The organism is Deinococcus budaensis (genome assembly GCF_014201885.1).
GTDB lineage: Bacteria > Deinococcota > Deinococci > Deinococcales > Deinococcaceae > Deinococcus > Deinococcus budaensis.
This window is the reverse complement of sequence record NZ_JACHFN010000004.1, coordinates 133,928-150,511: the sequence shown is the minus strand read 5'-3', so window position 1 is coordinate 150,511 and position 16,584 is coordinate 133,928. Positions and strand designations below refer to the sequence as shown.

At 69.3% G+C, this 16,584-nt stretch carries 13 protein-coding genes; 5 read left to right on the top strand and 8 right to left on the bottom strand.

The window, feature by feature from the left end; translation table 11 throughout:
• Positions 1-53: 53 nt before the first annotated feature.
• Positions 54-911: a CBS domain-containing protein gene (locus HNQ09_RS07025; RefSeq protein ID WP_184027240.1), complete on the bottom strand. Its 858-nt coding sequence runs from the start codon at positions 909-911 to the stop codon at positions 54-56.
• 427 nt (positions 912-1,338) lie between these two features.
• Positions 1,339-3,168: a beta-glucuronidase gene (uidA, locus tag HNQ09_RS07020; RefSeq protein WP_184027238.1), complete on the bottom strand. Its 1,830-nt coding sequence runs from the start codon at positions 3,166-3,168 to the stop codon at positions 1,339-1,341.
• A gap of 815 nt (positions 3,169-3,983) precedes the next feature.
• Between uidA and HNQ09_RS07015 the strand changes: the two genes are divergently transcribed.
• The 5 genes from HNQ09_RS07015 to HNQ09_RS06995 all read left to right on the top strand — a co-directional run bounded on the left by HNQ09_RS07015 (position 3,984) and on the right by HNQ09_RS06995 (position 9,924).
• Positions 3,984-5,015 (top strand): LacI family DNA-binding transcriptional regulator, encoded by a 1,032-nt coding sequence (locus HNQ09_RS07015; protein ID WP_184027236.1) that lies wholly within the window; start codon positions 3,984-3,986, stop codon positions 5,013-5,015.
• A 275-nt stretch (positions 5,016-5,290) separates the two neighbouring features.
• A complete protein-coding gene (locus tag HNQ09_RS07010) occupies positions 5,291-6,544 on the top strand; it encodes an ABC transporter substrate-binding protein (RefSeq protein ID WP_184027234.1) in 1,254 nt (417 codons plus the stop codon).
• Positions 6,545-6,620: 76 nt separating this feature from the next.
• Positions 6,621-7,592 (top strand): carbohydrate ABC transporter permease, encoded by a 972-nt coding sequence (locus HNQ09_RS07005; protein ID WP_184027232.1) that lies wholly within the window; start codon positions 6,621-6,623, stop codon positions 7,590-7,592.
• A 1-nt stretch (position 7,593) separates the two neighbouring features.
• The gene (locus tag HNQ09_RS07000; RefSeq protein WP_184027230.1) at positions 7,594-8,475 is read left to right on the top strand and encodes a carbohydrate ABC transporter permease; all 882 of its coding nucleotides are present in this window, start codon (positions 7,594-7,596) and stop codon (positions 8,473-8,475) included.
• Between the two features lie 87 nt (positions 8,476-8,562).
• Positions 8,563-9,924, top strand: a complete 1,362-nt coding sequence (locus HNQ09_RS06995) for a GH1 family beta-glucosidase (RefSeq protein ID WP_184027228.1) — start codon at positions 8,563-8,565, stop codon at positions 9,922-9,924.
• Between the two features lie 413 nt (positions 9,925-10,337).
• On the opposite strand, the gene HNQ09_RS06990 is transcribed toward HNQ09_RS06995, so the two are convergent.
• The 6 genes from HNQ09_RS06990 to HNQ09_RS06965 all read right to left on the bottom strand — a co-directional run bounded on the left by HNQ09_RS06990 (position 10,338) and on the right by HNQ09_RS06965 (position 16,442).
• Complete coding sequence (locus HNQ09_RS06990; RefSeq protein WP_184027226.1) at positions 10,338-10,589, bottom strand: hypothetical protein; 252 nt, start codon at positions 10,587-10,589, stop codon at positions 10,338-10,340.
• On the bottom strand, positions 10,589-10,930 hold the full coding sequence (locus HNQ09_RS06985) for a hypothetical protein (protein WP_184027224.1): 342 nt from the start codon (positions 10,928-10,930) through the stop codon (positions 10,589-10,591). The genes HNQ09_RS06990 and HNQ09_RS06985 overlap by 1 nt, the downstream gene beginning before the upstream one ends.
• 21 nt (positions 10,931-10,951) lie before the next feature.
• On the bottom strand, positions 10,952-11,194 hold the full coding sequence (locus HNQ09_RS06980; RefSeq protein WP_221269677.1) for a hypothetical protein: 243 nt from the start codon (positions 11,192-11,194) through the stop codon (positions 10,952-10,954).
• A gap of 25 nt (positions 11,195-11,219) precedes the next feature.
• A complete protein-coding gene (locus HNQ09_RS06975; RefSeq protein WP_184027219.1) occupies positions 11,220-13,784 on the bottom strand; it encodes a beta propeller repeat protein in 2,565 nt (854 codons plus the stop codon).
• 733 nt (positions 13,785-14,517) lie between these two features.
• Positions 14,518-15,765 (bottom strand): sensor histidine kinase, encoded by a 1,248-nt coding sequence (locus tag HNQ09_RS06970; protein ID WP_184027217.1) that lies wholly within the window; start codon positions 15,763-15,765, stop codon positions 14,518-14,520.
• Positions 15,762-16,442 (bottom strand): response regulator transcription factor, encoded by a 681-nt coding sequence (locus HNQ09_RS06965; protein ID WP_343057646.1) that lies wholly within the window; start codon positions 16,440-16,442, stop codon positions 15,762-15,764. The genes HNQ09_RS06970 and HNQ09_RS06965 overlap by 4 nt, the downstream gene beginning before the upstream one ends.
• Between the last annotated feature and the right edge of the window lie 142 nt (positions 16,443-16,584).

The following is a 16,584-nucleotide window of genomic DNA, read 5'->3' as shown; positions in this document are numbered from 1 at the left end:
TGACCCCGCCCCCAGCTTGCCCGCCCCAGCCGAGTGGCGCCGGGGCAAACGGGTCAGGCGTGGTCCGGCTCGTGCTCGCCGTGCTCGCCCAGCAGGCCGCGCAGCACGTCGCTGATGGTCACCACGCCCAGCAGCCGCCCGCCCTCGCTGATCACTGGCAGGCCGTGGACATCGGCTTCGAGCATCCGGGTCACGGCGCTGTGGAGGGGCGCGTGGTCCAGCACATAGCCCCCCGGCAGGCGCATCAGGTCGCGGGCCGCCTGGCCCTCCAAAAAGAACTGGTCGCCCAGCAGGGTATCGCCGTGGCCCGCCTTGGCGCGCTCCACACGCTCGGCGAGGTCGCGCTCGTGCAGCACGCCCACCAGGCGGTCACCCTCCAGCACCGGGAGCACCTTCAGGCCGCTGACGCGCAGCTTGGCGGCGGCCTCGCTGGCGGGCGCCTCTGCGGGGGTGCTGACTGTGGTCTCGGTCATGTGCTGGCGCACGGTGCCCCAGCTCAGGCGCGGCTCGCGGGCCACGGCGCGCAGCACGTCGGTCAGGGTCAGCATGCCCAGCAGCTGGCCGTCTTCCTCGCCCACCACCGGCAAGCCGCCCACCCGCCGGGCCAGCATCACGCGGATGGCCTGCGCGAGCGGCTCGCCCGGGGCCGCCGTCAGGACCGGGTGCAGCATCGCGTCGCGCACCCGCACGCTTCCGGCCCGCACGGCAAACTCCCAGGGGGTCAGCCCCTCGTGCAGCGCGGGCAGCTTGCGCCGCACCTCGCCGTCGGTGAGCAGGCCCACCAGTTGGCCGTCGTGCAGCACCGGCAGGCGTTTGACATTCAGCATCTGCATCTTCACGGCGGCGTCCACCACCGACTCGTGGGGGTTGGCAGTCACGGCGCGCGGATGCATGGCGTCTTTGACAAGCATGTCTTCCTCCTGAGGCCCAGACTCGGCGTGGACCATTACAGAAGCATTATCGGGGGTCGGCGGGGAGGAGAAGGGCAGGGCGCCCTGGAGGGACGCAAGCAGAAGGCGGCGCTGGACGCCGGACCTGGGAAACGTCCGGCGCGCGTGGCGCAGGGCCGTGCAGGACCGGCGGGCGGGGGGCCTGGGGAGAAACGCCGCTTTGCGGGCGATAGTAGGCCGGGGCGCGGGGCCGCTCCTGGAAGGGCGCCGACCTGCTGGAGGCGGCCGCCGCCCTGGGTGACGCCGACCCCGCGCGCCGGACGGCCCTGGTGGGTGCCCGGTGCCCCCCCCGCTGCACCGCCCGGGGCGTCACGCTTCAGGCGCCCGCGCCGCGCAGCTGAGGGTGCCCGGTCGGGCCGCCTCCGTCTCACGTCTGGCTGCTGGCGCCTTAGCCGTCGCCCTTCCCGCCCCAGCGCTCCCGCAGCATATGGGCGGCCAGTTTGGGGCGGCGGTCGCGGGTGAAGACCCCCTTGAAGTTCATCCCGGCGGCCCGGCTGGTGCCCTGTCCGGTCTTGAAGTCGGCGAAGTTCCACACCTGCATCCCCGCCACGAAGGGCCGCTCGGCGGCGGCGTCCAGAAAGCCCCGCAGGAATTCGCTCTGGTACTCCTCGGTCCACATCTCGGGGGGGGTGGCGTGGACGCCGGGCAGGGTGTCGGTGCCAAACTCGGTGACCATCAGCGGTTTGCCGAACATGGCGTGCAGTTCGTCCAGCTCGCGCGCAAAGGCCCGCGCCCCCTCTTCTAGCCGCCCGCCGTGCGTGTACCAGCCGTAGTAGCGGTTGATCGCCACCACGTCGAACAGCCCGTGCCACTCCAGCGGCCCGCCCTGCACGCCCACCAGCGTGACAGGCCGGGTGGGGTCCAGCCGCCGGGCCTCGCCGTACAGCTCACGGAAAAAGGCCAGGCCGGACTCGACGGCGGCGGGCACAGGGTCCCCGGTGCCGAGCAGGGGGCCGCCCATGGGTTCGTTCGCCACACACCACAAGACCGTGCTGGGGTGGTTCTTATCGCGGGCGATCAGCTCCCGCAGTTGCTGAAGACACTGCGCCAGGCGGGCGTCGGTCAGCTCCTGCGGGTCTTCGAAGTTCAGTCCGACGGCGGGAATCTCGTTGATGACGAGCACGCCGAGGCGGTCGGCCAGAAGCATCGCCTCCTCCGCGTAGGGGTAGTGCGTGGTGCGGTAGGAGTTGGCTCCGACCCAGCGCAGCAACGCGTAGTCCCGGATCCACATGGGGAGGTTCAGCGCACGTCCCGACAGCGGAAAGTCCTCGTGCTTGCCGAAGCCCTTGAGAAAGACCGGCTCGCCGTTGAGGAGAAGCTGATCGCCCCGCACCTCCACCGTGCGGAGGCCGATGTCGAGCGTGTAGGCGTCGGTGACGCGCCCGTCCTCCTCGAGCGTGACCGTCAGCGGGTACAGGTGCGGGTCCTGTGGACTCCACAGCCGCGCGGCGGGAACGCGCAACGTCGCTGCCGCCTCACCGTTCTGGAAGCTGAGGTCGGCCTCCAGATCGGCCAGCCGAAGCTTGCCCTGGCCCTGGCCCGCGCCGTGCCAGACCGACTTGACCCGGACATGCACCACCCCGTCGGTTCCCTCGATGCTCGTCCGGGCGGTCACGTCGTCGATGTATCCGGCTGGAGTCGAGTAGAGAACGACCGCACGGTGCAGTCCCGCGTACGGGAAAAAGTCGTAGGTCGTCGCCGGGTAGCCGCCCAGCACCCCGGCCACCCCGCCGCCGCTCGGCCCGGGTCCCGGCGGCACCCGCCCAGGCAGTTGCAGGTTTTCGACCCGGATGGCGACGGTATTCGGGCGGTCCCACGTCAACTCCTGGGTAATTTCGACCACAAAGGGCAGGTGCCCGCCCAGATGCTCGGTGACCAGGGCGCCGCCCACCCACACCCGCGCCGCGTAATTGGCGGACCCGACCCGCAGGAAGACACGCTGCCCCTGCCAGCCGGGGGGCACCCAGAAGTCTTTGGCGTACCAGGCGGGGCCGAGGTAGTCGCGGGCGTCGTCGTACAGGTCGTTCCAACTGCACGGCACCGGGATGGGGCGCGGGGCGGGGAGCGCCGTGGACCAGCCCTGCGCCTCGCCTTCCTCCCCCGGGTCGAGCTGGAAGTGCCACAGGCCGGAGAGATCCAGCAGGTTGCGGTGCTGGTTTTGCTGGGGAAGCAGTAAGCCGCCAGCGGGGGTCCCAGCGGGGGTCAAGGGGTCCGTCATCATGCCTCCTGCAAGGTCGTGGGTGAGGCGTCCGGTGCCTGCTCGGTGAACTGCGGCCCCGCAGTACCCCCCTCGCCGCCGCGCGGGGAGCGGGGGGCCGGAGCGCGCCCTTCCCGGCCCGGCCGCCCAGCTCGCAGGTGCCCGGTCAGCTCTCCGGTCAGCCCCCGGGTCAGGGCGCCGGGAAGGGCGGCGCGGTCCGTGCCGAGCAGACCACCCCTGCGCTGGGCAGAGACGGTAGCGAACCTGTCTTCCGCTTGCTTGAGGCCACAACCGGTCGCCGGACAACGAAATGGACGGGTTCGCGCCATCGTTCCTGCTCCTTCTCGAGAAGACGGAAAAGAGTTGGGCGGAGTGACAGGCTGACGAGGAGGCCCGGCCATCCTGAGCGCCAATCCTGTCTGAAAAGTGAGAGTTCGCTGGACGAACGTCAACCTGTCATCCCCCGCCGGGTCGACCTGGATGAAGTTCCCGCCGTCAACCGGATTGGGCTGGACCGTGCCGTATTCGATAGAGCAGGCTGGCCCCAGGGACGTGAAGGCATTCTCCGGAGGAGCCTGGAGAGGACCGGCGCCACGTCGGCGGGCAGGCGGTGAAGCGTCACTGTTGGTGCAAGCCCCGCTCGGCGCGCAATGCCCCTCACAGGAAGCTGGATGGCTCGCGCCGTGCTTCTTCCCTTCACGTCTCTTTTCCCGCTGCGGGGCGGCGACAATTTGAATACGCCCGACGCCGGGCTTGAGGCGGCACCGAGCCTTCCATGTCGTCCACGTAGGCACGCCGCCGCCTTTTTGCAAGCGCTCTCAGCTAGACTGACCGCTATGTCCCACGTTGTTCTCCCACGTCAGGCGGTGACGCTGGCCGAGGTCGCCAGGGAGGCTGGGGTTTCGGCCAGCACCGTCTCCCGCATCCTCAACGGCACCGCCCAGGTCAAGGCGGCCAAGGCCGCCCGGGTCAAGGCTGCCATCGAGAAACTGGGCTACAAACCGAACGCCTTTGCGCGTGGCCTGGTGACGGGCGCGTCGGGCAGCGTCGGGGTGCTCACCCAGGACATCGCCAGTCCGTTTTACGGGGACGCGCTGAGCGGCATCGAGAGCGGCCTGATGGGCAGCGGCTATTCGCCCATGATCATCAGTGGCCACTGGCGCACCGACGATGAGGAGCACGCCGTCGAGCTGCTGCTGAGCCGCCGGGTCGAGGCGCTGATCGTCCTGGGCGGGCAGCTTCCCGAAGACGAGCTGCGGGAACTGGCGGGTGGGCTGCCCATCGCGGTGCTGGGCCGCCGGGTGGAGTTCGCCTCGCCGACCAGCACCAGCCTCGCGCTCGACAACCAGCGGGCGGCCTACGACCTCGTGAACTATCTGCTGGACCGGGGCCACCGCCGCATCGGGCATATTTCGGGACCGCAGGAGCATGTGGACGCGCGTGACCGTCTGGCAGGCTACCGCCAGGCGCTGGAGGAACGGAAGCTGCCTTTCTTGCCCAGCCTGGTCGCGCAGGGCGACTTCCACGAGCCGTCCGGGCTGATCGGCACCCAGCAGCTTGTCGCGGGGCATCCGGACATGACGGCGATCTTCAGCGCGAACGACCAGATGGCGTACGGCGCCCGGCTGGCGCTCTACCGGATGGGCCTGCGTGTCCCCGAGGACATGTCGCTGGTGGGCTTCGACGACCTGCCCGGCTCGGCCTACACCACGCCCCCCCTGACCTCCGTCCGGCAACCGATGGCCGAGATGGGGCACTGGCTCGCGCGCTTCGTGGTGGCGCAGCTCACCGGGCAACCGATCGAGCCTTTCGAGCCGCAACTGAAACTGCACCTGCGCGAGTCCGTCGCCACCCGCCGCTTTCCCTGAGCCGGATCGGGCGGGCGGCGGTTCATCCACAGGGCAGAGGGCCGGGCGGCGTTCCCCCGGCGGGCCTGCACCCCAGCGCAGGGTCACCCCGGCCTCGCGGCGCCTGCCCCCTCAGGTATTCTTGACATACGCTTTCAAAACAGTTTAAAGTGGCGTCAAGCAGAACCTATTTGTCTCGTGGCCTCGCCGGTTGGAGGTCGGCGGCCCCTCCCCCGCGCAAGGGAGCGTCGTTCTGCGGCCAGTTCGCGGTTTTTCCGCCCTCAGGAGGTTCACCCATGCGTCCGATCCTTGCCTTGACCCTCGCCCTGAGCGCCTCGACCCTGGGAATGGCCGCCGCCCAGGGCAAGACCATCACCGTCTCGGCGTTCCCTGATCTTGACAGCGTTATCAAAGCAGCGCTGCCGGGGTTCAAGAAGCTGTACCCGAACGTCACCGTGAGGGTGAACTCGCTGGCCTACGCGGACCACCACACGGCGATGACCACGGCGCTGTCCACCGGCCGGGGGGCGGGCGACGTGATCGCCGTGGACTTCGGGTACATCGGGCGCTTCGCCGAGGGCAACGGGCTGGTGGACCTCCGGGCGGCGCCCTACAACGCCGGGCAGTACCGCTCGCAGTTCGTGGCGTACACCTATCCCCAGGCCACCGCCCCCGACGGCCGCATGGTCGCCATGCCCACCGACATCGGGCCGGGGTCGATGTTCTACCGCAGCGACATGCTGAGCAAGGCCGGCGTGAAGCCCGCCGAGCTGAACCGCAGCTGGGAAAGCTACATCGCGGCAGGCAGGAAGGTCGTGGCCGCCAACCCCGGCAGCTTCCTGATTCCGGACGCGGGGCAGGCCGCGCAGATCATCCTGCGCACCGGCCTGAAATCGGGCGAGGGCCTCTTTTTCGACAAGGCGGGCAAGGTGCTGGTCAGCCCGGCCAATCCCCGGTTCGTCCGCGCCTTTACCATCGCCAAGCAGATCCGCGACGCGGGGCTGGACGCCCGCGCGGGCGGCGCCTTCTCGCCCGAGTGGACGACCGCCTTTCAGAAGGGCAACCTCGCCACCGAGTTTTCCGGCGCGTGGCTGGTCGGCCACATGCAAAACTGGCTGGCGAAGGACTTCAGCGGCAAGTGGGGCGCGCAGAACCTGCCCGGGGGCACCTACGCGAGCTGGGGCGGGTCCTTTTACGCGATTCCGCAGCAGAGCCAGAACAAAGCCGAGGCCTGGGCCTTGATCCAGTACCTCACCACCAACCGCGCCCAGCAGGTGCTGGCGTTCAAGACCACCGGGGCGTTTCCGGCGCTGAAGGCGGCCTCCAGCGACGCGGTCTTTACCCAGGGCGTGCCCTACCTGGGCGGCCAGAAGGCCCGCGTGCTGTGGCGCGACGCCGCCGCCAGGATTCAGCCTATCGACGTGAACCGGCTTGACCCGGTGGCCGAGCAGATCGTCAACGACGCGCTCAACACGGTGCTCGACGGCTCCAAGGACATCCGCACGGCCCTGGCCGAAGCGCAGACGCTGATCACCCGCCGCGCCCGCTGAATCGCCCCGCACCTCGCCGGGCGCGCGGCAGAGCGATCCATGCCGCGCGCCCGGCTTCCCGCCTTGAGGTTCCAGGATGCTGACGAGTCCGCGCGTGTCCCCGGCCCGCAGGCGTGGTGGCTGGACCGAGTTCCAGCGCCGCTACGCACCCTACATCTTCATCAGCCCCTTTTTTCTGCTGTTTCTGGTGTTCGGGCTGTTTCCGATCCTGTTCAACGCCTACCTCTCTTTTCAGGCGTGGCAGCCGGGCACCGGCCTGGGCGAGATGGAATTCGTGGGGCTGCGCAACTACACCGACAACCTCACCGACCCCACCTTCTGGCAGTCGCTGAAAAACACCGCCGTGCTGGCGCTCCTCTCCGGCCTCCCGCAGCATCTCTTGGCGATTCCGCTGGCGTTCGCGGCGGCGGGCGTGCTGCGGCGGATGCAGCACCTCGTGACCGCCGTGTACTTTCTGCCCTACATCACGTCCATCGTGGCGATCTCGGTGATCTTTTTCACGCTGTTCTCGTGGCAGTACGGGGTCATCAACGCGGCGCTGAACGCCCTGAGCGGCCTGCCCTTGATCGGCGGCCTCTTTCCGGCCGAGAAGATCAACTGGCTGGGCCAGAAGGAGTACGTGCAACCGGCGATCGCCCTGGTGGTGATCTGGCGGTACGTGGGCTGGAACATGCTGCTGTATCTGTCGGGCATCCAGTCGATCCCGCGCGAACTGTACGAGGCCGCCAGCGTGGACGGCGCGACCGGCTGGCAGCAGTTCCGCTTTATCACCCTGCCGCTGCTGCGCCCGATCATGTTCGTCGCGGTGACGCTGAGCCTGATCGGCGGCCTGCAACTGTTCGAGGAGCCGTTCATCCTGACCAACGGCACCGGCGGCGCGGGTCAGGCGGGCCTGACGACCATCATGTACATGTACCGCACCTACGCGAACTACTCGGACGCCGGGGTGGCGGCGGCGATGTCCTGGCTGCTCTTTCTGGTGATCGGCGGGCTGACGCTGGTGAACAACCGCCTCTTCGGGCGCAGCGGCCTGGCGGGGAGGGACTGAGATGACGACCGCGAACGTGACCGAGCTGCCCGCCCCCGGGCGCCGCCCGCCCCGGCGGCCCTCCCCGGCCCTGCCCCGGCTGGGCGCTTACCTCCTGATCGCCTTGGGGGCATTCCTGACGGTCGCGCCCTTCTACTTCATGTTCGTGTTCGCGACCCACACCCGCTCGGACATCTTTCAGTTGCCGCCGCCGCTGTGGTTCGGCAGCAACCTGGGCGAGAACTACGCCAGCCTGCTGGAGCGCCTCCCGTTCTGGCGCAGCCTGTGGAACAGCCTGTACCTGGCGGTGCTGACCACCGTGACCACCCTGTTTTTCTGCACGCTGGCCGGGTACGCCTTTGCGATGTACAGCTTCAAGGGCCGCGAGGTGCTGTTCGGGCTGGTGCTGGCGACCCTCTTGATCCCCTCGACGCTGAACATCGTGCCCTTCGCGCTGATCATGCAGGCGCTGGGCTGGATCGACCAGCCGCGCGCCCTGTGGGTGCCGGGGATGGCGAGCGCCTTCGGCATCTTCCTGATGCGGCAGTACATCGGCTCCTCCATCCCGCGCGAGCTGGTGGAGGCCGCCCGCATCGACGGCGCGACCGAGTTCGGCATCTTCCGCCGGGTGATCGTGCCGCTGACGGGTCCCGCGATGGCGACCCTGGGCCTGGTCACGTTCGTGCAGTCGTGGAACGGCTTCCTGGGACCGCTGATCATCTTCCGTTCGGCCGAGACGTACACCGCGCCCCTGGCCCTGCGGACCCTGCAAAGCGTCGCCAACACCGACTGGGGCGCGCTGATGTGCGGCGTGGCGCTGACGGTCGTGCCGCTGCTGATCCTCTTCGCCCTGGCCTCGCGCCAACTCATCGAGGGGTTGACCGCCGGTTCGACCAAGGGCTGAGCTTCCCTTTCCCCACACCCCCGTCCTTCACGCTCGCCCCGGCCCCGCGCCGTGGCGACCGGGGCGCCGTCTGCCCCCGAGGTTCCCATGACCCAGACCCGCATCACCCAGACCCGAGCTGCCCAGACCTGGCCTGCCCCCGGCACCCTGCGCCGCGCCGACTTCCCGGCGGGCTTCACCTTCGGCGTCGCCACGTCCTCCTACCAGATCGAGGGGGCCGCCGCCGAGGATGGCCGGGGACCCTCCATCTGGGACACCTTCTGCCGCGAGCCGGGGCGCATCCGCGACCGCAGCAACGGCGACGTGGCCTGCGACCACTACCACCGCTGGGAGGCGGACCTCGACCTGATCGCCGCGCTGGGGGTGGACGCCTACCGCTTCTCGGTCGCCTGGCCGCGCGTGCAGCCGGGCGGGAGTGGCCCCATCAACGCCGCCGGGCTGGACTTCTACGAGCGGCTCACCGACGGTCTGCTCGCGCGGGGTGTCGAGCCGCACGTCACCTTGTACCACTGGGACCTGCCGCAGCCGCTTCAGGACGCGGGCGGGTGGGCGAACCGCGACACGGCGCACCGCTTCGCCGAGTACAGCGCCGCCGTCGCGGAGCGGCTGGGCGACCGGGTGAAGAGCTACGCCACGCTGAACGAACCGTGGTGCTCCTCCATCCTCTCCTACGAGATCGGGGAACACGCGCCCGGCCTGAGAGACCGCCGTCTGGCCCTGGCCGCCGCGCACGGGCTGCTGCTGGGGCATGGGCTGGCCCTGCCCGAAATCCGCCGTCACGCGCCGGGCGCCGGGGCGGGCATCGTCCTGAACCTGGGGCCGCAGATGCCCGCCAGCGACCGCCCGGAGGACGTGGCCGCCGCGCGGCTGGCCGACGGACGGCTCAACCGCTGGTTTCTGGGTCCCCTGCTGCGCGGCGAGTACCCGGCCGACGTGTGGGAAGCCTGCGGGGCGGACGTGCCGGAAGTGCAGGGGGGTGACCTCGCCCCCATCGCGGCGCCGCTGGACTTTCTGGGGGTCAACTACTACACGCGCGGCGTGCTGGGCGCGCCCGGGGGCGGCGTGCCTACGGGCGCGCCCGTCACCGACATGGGCTGGGAAATCTACCCCCAGGGCCTGACCGAGCTGCTGACCCGGCTGAAGGCGGACTACCCGAACCTGCCGCCGGTCGTCATCACCGAGAACGGCGCGGCCTTCGCGGACCGGCTTCAGGACGGCCGGGTACATGACGCCGGGCGGGTGCAGTACCTCCAGACCCACCTGGAGGCCCTGCGCCAGGCTGTGGAGGCGGGCGTGGACGTGCGCGGCTACTTCGCGTGGTCCCTGATGGACAACTTCGAATGGGCCTACGGCTACGAGAAGCGTTTCGGGCTGGTGTACGTGGACTACGGGACGCAGGAGCGTGTGCTCAAAGACAGCGCCCACTGGTACCGCGAGTTTCTCGGCTGACCCCACGGCCCCCACTTCCCAGGAGATTCCCCGCCAACAGGGTCCTGATCGCCGTGCTGCTCCTCCCGCGGCTGGCAGGTGGCTCGCGGTCTGGCCCCGCTGGACGGCGCGCCCGGCCAGCGCCAGCAGGGCGATCTCCGGGGCCGTGCCGAAGCCCAGGCCCATCAGGAAGCCCGGCGACAGCACCTGCCACGGGCGGCCCACGAGCCGCGGGAGGGGCGCGGTCAGGCGCACGAGGAGAAGGTGGCAAGAGACTGGGCAGCCAGCGGCCCGAACTTCAGGTGACCTCCGCTCCTCCGGCGGCGCTTCCTCGAAGCGGGCAGTTTGCCGCAACCCCCGCGCACTCCAGAGCGGTCAGGAGAGGCTCGTAGACCGTGGTCAGGAAAAACGCTCCTGTATTCGGGAGGTCCGCTTCACCTGGGGCGCCTCCTGATCAGCACGCGCTGCGTCAGCCAGAAGGCCACGAGGGACGAGACGGCGACCAGAGGAACGTCAACCAGGACAAAAGCCCAGCTCAGCCGGAATTCTCCGCTCACAACGGTGGCATAGAGGCCGAGTGCCACGGCCAGAAGAGTCCCCACCGGGCGGCGCCGCGCGGGCGGACACACGCTGAGGACCAGACCAAGCAGCAGGCCGCTCAGGACAGGCAAAAGCTCGCCCGGCATCACTGACCGCCTCCCCGGTCCCGCTCAAGAGCAGGGGGCGCCAGCGTGGTGTCAGGTGCGGCTCCGGCGCTCCTGGCCGCTTCCACCCGGTCGCTCTCAGCGGTGAAGGGCTGTGGGGCACCCTCCGGCGCCGCCCCCACAGGGCTGGTGCCCTGGGCGCCGGGCGGTGCGGGGGCAGGGCCGCCATCGCGGGCGCCCGCCCGGTCACCCGGGGAGGTGTCCGCTGGCTGCTGGAGGTCGGGGCGCCCCTCGCCTTGCGGCGAACGCTCCTCAAGCGGAGGCGTGACCTGGGTGTCCCCACCCCTGATCTCGATGCTGACGCGGATGTCACTGTGGGGCATGGTGCAGCTCCTTTTTGCCGTTCAGCTCAGGACGGCGTAGCGCCCTTCGAAGGTGACGGGGTTCGCGGTCAGGTTCTTGACCGTGATCCAGTACGTACATTTGTCGGCGCTCGCGCGCTCCACGGTGACGTCCCAGTCCAGTTGCGGCGCTCCCGCTTGAGGGGACGTGGGCATCATGTACCACACCACGTGCCAGCCGACCGGCCAGCTGTGCGTGAACCACCGTTGGGTGGTGTTGGCGCCGACGGTTCCCGAAAACTGCACGCCTGTCCACATCAGCGGCCTCCCTTCAGTAACGGCTGAGAATGCAGTACCGACCCTCGAAGGTCAGGGCCTGCGGCGTCAGGTTCTTGACGGTCATCCAGTAGGTCACCCGTTCGGCGTCCGCCCGCTCCACCCTCACGGTCCAGCTCACCTGCGGCGCGCCGGGACGCGGCGTGGTGGGCATCACCGTCCAGACCACATGCCAGGTGGCGGGCCAGCTGTGCGTGAACCAGCGCCCCTCGGCGTTGGGACCCAGGTTGCCGCTCCACTGCACCCCGCACTGCGGGCGGGTCATCCAGCCGTCCACTGGAATCTCCCACACGCCCCGGTTGCGCGTCCCTACCCTCAACACCCGGGCATGCGGCTGAAAGAGCAGGTCCCCGACGAACATGTTGGGCAGGCCATTGGAAAAGGAGGTCCACGAGGCTCCCCCGTCCAGCGACTGGTACACCCCCAGATCAGCGGCCACCCAGATTCGCTGCGGGTCGCGGTCATCGACCTCCACGGCATTGATCGGCAGCGTGGGCAGCCCCGCCGTGCAGTCGGTCCAGGTGCTCCCGCCGTCGTCCGAGCGAAAGACCCGGCCGCCGCCCACCCGGCGGGACGTGACCCACATCCGGCGGGTGTTGGACGGCTGAACGAAGATGTCGCTCAGGAAAGCGCCTGTCCGCGGTGGGGTGAGGGCCACCAGACCCGACCAGGCCGTCCCGCTCCAGGTGCTGCGGTACAGGCGGCCATCGGTGGTGCCCACGTAGACCGAGTCCGCGTCGGGGATGGCCAGCGCGCTCGAGCGGGCGGCACTCGGGAAGACCAGCCGGGTCCAGGCGCCGCCGTTGCGGGCGATGTAGAGGGCGTCTCCCCCCATGGCGACCGTGTCTCCGGTGGTGGCGCTGCACTCGAAGGGTGGGTAAAACGCGCTGCCCTCCCCTGGAGGCACCGGCGGCGCGATGCCCGCCCAGGATCCCCAGTCGCCGCGACTTTCTGACCGCTCGGGACTCATCCCGAAGTACGTGTGAAAGACCCGGCGCGGATCGTTGCGGTTGACCCCGCAGTCGCCGCCATCGCCGTCGGCGACGTGTTCCCAGGCCGCCGCCCCGCTCCAGCGCTGGGTGCCATTGTCCTGGGTCCCGCCGATCAACCAGCGGGAGGAGCCGTAGTCCTGCGCCAGATACTCGAACTCCGAGATGATGAGGCCGTTGTTGCAGTGCTGCCAGTTCAGGCCCCGGTTGTCGCTCCGGAAGAGTCCGCCGTCATTCCCCACGTAGAGGCAGTCCGGCCGCCCCGGTTCAAAGGCGATGGCGTGCTGGTCCGGGTGAATGGAATCGCCGCTGGTCCCCTTATTGGTCAGGTTGACCCAGGTCCAGGTCGTGCCGGACAGGTCCCCCCGGTGGACCTCGATGGCGCCGCAATAGACCTGCGTGTCGCGGTCGGGAGAGACGGCCAGAAACCAGTCGTACCAGGCCTGGCCGGTGTTCACGCCTGGCGGCGAGGCGACCTGCGTCCAACTTCCGGCAGCACGGCGGTACAGATAGGACGCGGCCCCGCTCGCCCCCCAGACGTAAGCCACCTCTGGATTGGAAGGAGCGATGGCGACGGCGAGGCGGTTCCAGGAGGCGGGGGCACCGGGAAGGGCGTCGGCCGCCCAGTTCACGCCGCCGTCCACCGAGCGGTACACGCCGTCCGCCGCACCCACCAGCAGCTCGGCCGCGGCGCCCGGGGGCGCGAGCGTGACCGACCAGTGGGCGCCGCTGCGCCGCTGGGTCCAGGTCACGCCACCATCATTCGAGGTGTACAGGCCTTCCGTGGTGGCGGCCAGCAGACGCTGTCCATCCGCGTGATCCACCCTCAGGTCGTAGAAGCCCTGCCCGGTAAAGGGCGCGCCGCACAGGGTGGCCCAGGTCGTGCCGCCGTCGGTCGAGCGCAGGAGGCCCGCCCCCAGGTATGACCACCAATTGCCCTCGCCGGTTCCGCAATACACCGTTCGGGGATCACTGGGATTGAAGGCCAGGGCGCCCACCGTCAACGTGGCGGCGTAATCGGTGCGGGGTGCCCAGCTTGCGCCGCGATTCAGGCTCTCCCAGACGCCCCCGTGGGCCGAGCCGCACAACAGATGGTCCGGGCGACGTGGGTCGATGGCGATGGCCGATACCCGGCCCGAAACGTTGACGCGGCTGGCGCCGTAGGTCTGACCGTTGGGAATGGTCCACGGTCCGAGGCACCGCCACTGCGGTCCAGCCGTGGTGGGTGGCCCCAGCCGCTGGGCGGCCGCGATGTACCGTTCAGCGATGGCGGGACCGCCCCCGCCCTGAGTGTCCCCGGTGAAGGGGGCGGGGTGGCCCGGCGGCCCGGCGCCCAAGTCCGCAGGTGGCGCCACGGTGAAGCGCGCCGCACGTGCCCGGAACTCTGCACGGCCCTCGGGAGACAGCACCCGCTGAAGCGTGGCCTCTGCCTGGCCATTCAGCCCCGCTTCCTCGAGAAGCGACAGCAACCGCAGCAAAGCTTTTCCCCCGGGTGGGCGCGCCCGGCCGGTCTCTCCCCCCTCCGGTGACGTGACTTGGCCTTCGATCTCGCGGTCCGCCGGTCCACGCATACCAACCTCCCTGCGCCGAGGTGCCCATGCTGGCGACGTGGGCTATTCCCCGGTTGACTCCTCCCGCGGCGTCTCCTGCTGGGGGGGCCGCGCCTCCGGATCAGGCGTTGGCGGGTCCAGTCCACCCGGCAGCGTCCCGGGAAGACCCTCGGGGAAGCGCTCCTCGATAAATTCACGCAGTCGCTCGGCGGCGCGTCCGCCTGACGGCTGATCGCGGTGATCTTCCGGCTTGCGCTGCATCTCTCGCTCCTTTCTGCCCCGGCGCAGACTTCACCGCGCCCTGCTCCCCAGGAGAACCCTCAGGTCCATCCTGAAAAGGCCATGGCAAGGGCCAAATGCACCGGGGTCATCCGTGAAGTGCAGGTGGAAACCAAGTGCTTGGAGGGATGAAAAGAGACCAGAATGCAGGTGCCAGAAATCGAACTGGAATACCTTATCTTCCGTCCGATCTGTTCTGAAACGTGACAAAATACTTCATATGATCTTCAGCAACGCAGGATTAGAAGCGCGGCAGTGTGAGGCGCAAGAGGGTCTCTCCTCGTAGGGAGATCAGGCGCCGGGCAATCACGCCCGGGTCGGGCCAGGCCCCGGCCATCCTGGTCAGCCCCAGGTTGAGGCCGTCGGCCTGCGACCGGACGGCGGCTGAGAAAGTGCGGCGACAACGCTGAAGACCTCAGGATGCTCTGAACCTAAAGGCACACAGCCACCGCAGCCCTCTTTGACGTGCTGGTCCTCACCCCCCCGGCCGACGGGTTGAAGGCGCTGATCGTGGCCTTGCTCCGTGAAGCCCTTCACCTTCAGCGAGTGGGTTCAGCGTGATCCGCACCCCCGCTCCCGTGTCGGTGTTGAACAGCCTCAGCTCGCCGCCGTGCGCTTCGATCAAGGATTTCGAGATGGCCAGCCCCAGCCCACTTCCGCCGCGCCCACGTTCCCGGTCCGGGCCGCTGTAAAACCGTTCGAAGGCCCGGTTCAGGGCTTCGGCGGTGAACCCTGTGCCGGTGTTGTGAATCTCGATGTGGACGGCCCCCGCTTCCACCGCAAGCTTGATCCAGACTGTGCCGTGCGGAGGCGTGTGGCGCAGGGCGTTGGTCAGCAGGTTGTGGACGACCTGCTGCAACCGGCGCCGGTCGCCGATCACCCGGACCGGTTCGGCGCAGAGGTCCAGGAGAAGTTGGGCGCCCTGTGCCTGGGCTGCCTTCAGGTGATCGGCGTGCAGACGGATCAGGACATCCCGCAGTTCCACCGGGCCAAGTTCGAGCCGCAATTCGCCCGCCTCGGCCAGCGAAAGGAGCTGGAGATCTTCGATCAGTCTGGAGAGCAGGTCGGCGTGGCCGATCAGTTTCTCCAGTTCCTGCGGGCTGGCGGGCAAGACGCCGTCACGCAGACCCTCCAGTCGCCCGCGCAGCACGGTGACCGGCGTGCGCAGTTCGTGGGCAATGGCGGCCACGCCGTAGCGCCGTTCCCGCTCCAGCCGTTCCAGGGACGCGGCCATGGCGTTGAAGTCCCTCAGGAGCCTCGCCGTTTCGTCGGTGCGGCGGGTCAGACTGCGGCTGAGTGCGGCGCGGGCGGTGAAGTCTCCGGTGGTCAGCCGGTGCGCGGCGGCAGACAGGAGGGTCAGGGGGCGGGCAAACCGCCGGGCCGACCACCACACGAGCAGCGACAGCAGGGTGAAGAGCAGCACCAGGGCGAACACGAACAGGCCCCGGATTTGATCCACATTCAGGGTGGTTTCGGACAGCCGCCTGGCCTGTGCCAGCAGCGGGTCGAGTCGATCCGGGGAGACTTGCAATTGGGCGGTGAGCAGTTCCCTGGTCTGGCGCTGCACCTCATCCATGAATGCCGACCAGGCGTAACTGAGGACGACGAACACGGTGAGAGAGGTCAGCAGCACCACCCCCAGCATGGCTTTGTAGAGGTCGGCGGCCAGGGAGTTCCAGCCGCGCCACACGGCCTGCCAGGGCGTTCCCCGCTGCGGCTTCATTCGTCCGCCAGTCGGAAGCCCAAGCCGCGCACGGTCTGGATGAGGCCCGGTTGACCTGCCCGCTCTAGTTTCCGGCGCAGGTTCCACAGGTGGGTGTCGATCACCCGTTCCAGCGCGTCGGATTCAGGCAGGGCCACGTCCAGCAGTTCCGCGCGGGAACAGACCCGGCCCCGGTGCCGCAGCAGGTGTTCGAGGAGGCGGTACTCGGTCAGGGTCACGTCGAGGCGCTCACCGGCCACCCGCACCCGCACGGCCAGCGGGTCGAGTTCCAGCCGGGCAAAACGGAGCGGTTGCCCCTCAAGCCGCGTTCCGGCGCGGCGCAGCACGGCCCCCACGCGGGCGACCACCTCCAACGGGCTGAAGGGCTTGACCACGTAATCGTCCGCGCCCATCTTGAGGCCCAGGAGTTTGTCCAGGTCTTCCGCGAACGCCGTGACCATGATCACGGGCGTCCCCGCCGTCTCCCGGATGCGCCGCAGCACCTCGAAGCCGTCGAACTCGGGCAGATTGACGTCCAGCAGCACCAGGTCCGGCCGGGCCGCGCGGTGCAGGTGCACGGCCCCTGGGCCGGTGCTGGCCCGCTCGGTGCGGAACCCCTCGCGGCGCAGATACACCTCCAGCACCTCGGCAATATCTGGCTCGTCCTCCACGATCAGCACGAGTTGACCCCGGTTCACGCCTCCCAGTGTAGGGACCCCTGTCAGGACCACGCCCGGGGTGTGTCGAGAAATCTTGTCAGTGTCCCGAACGCGTCTTGTGGGGCGCCACGCACACTTCATGCAGGGCGGCACGTCGCTGCCCAGGGAGTGAGCTTTACCG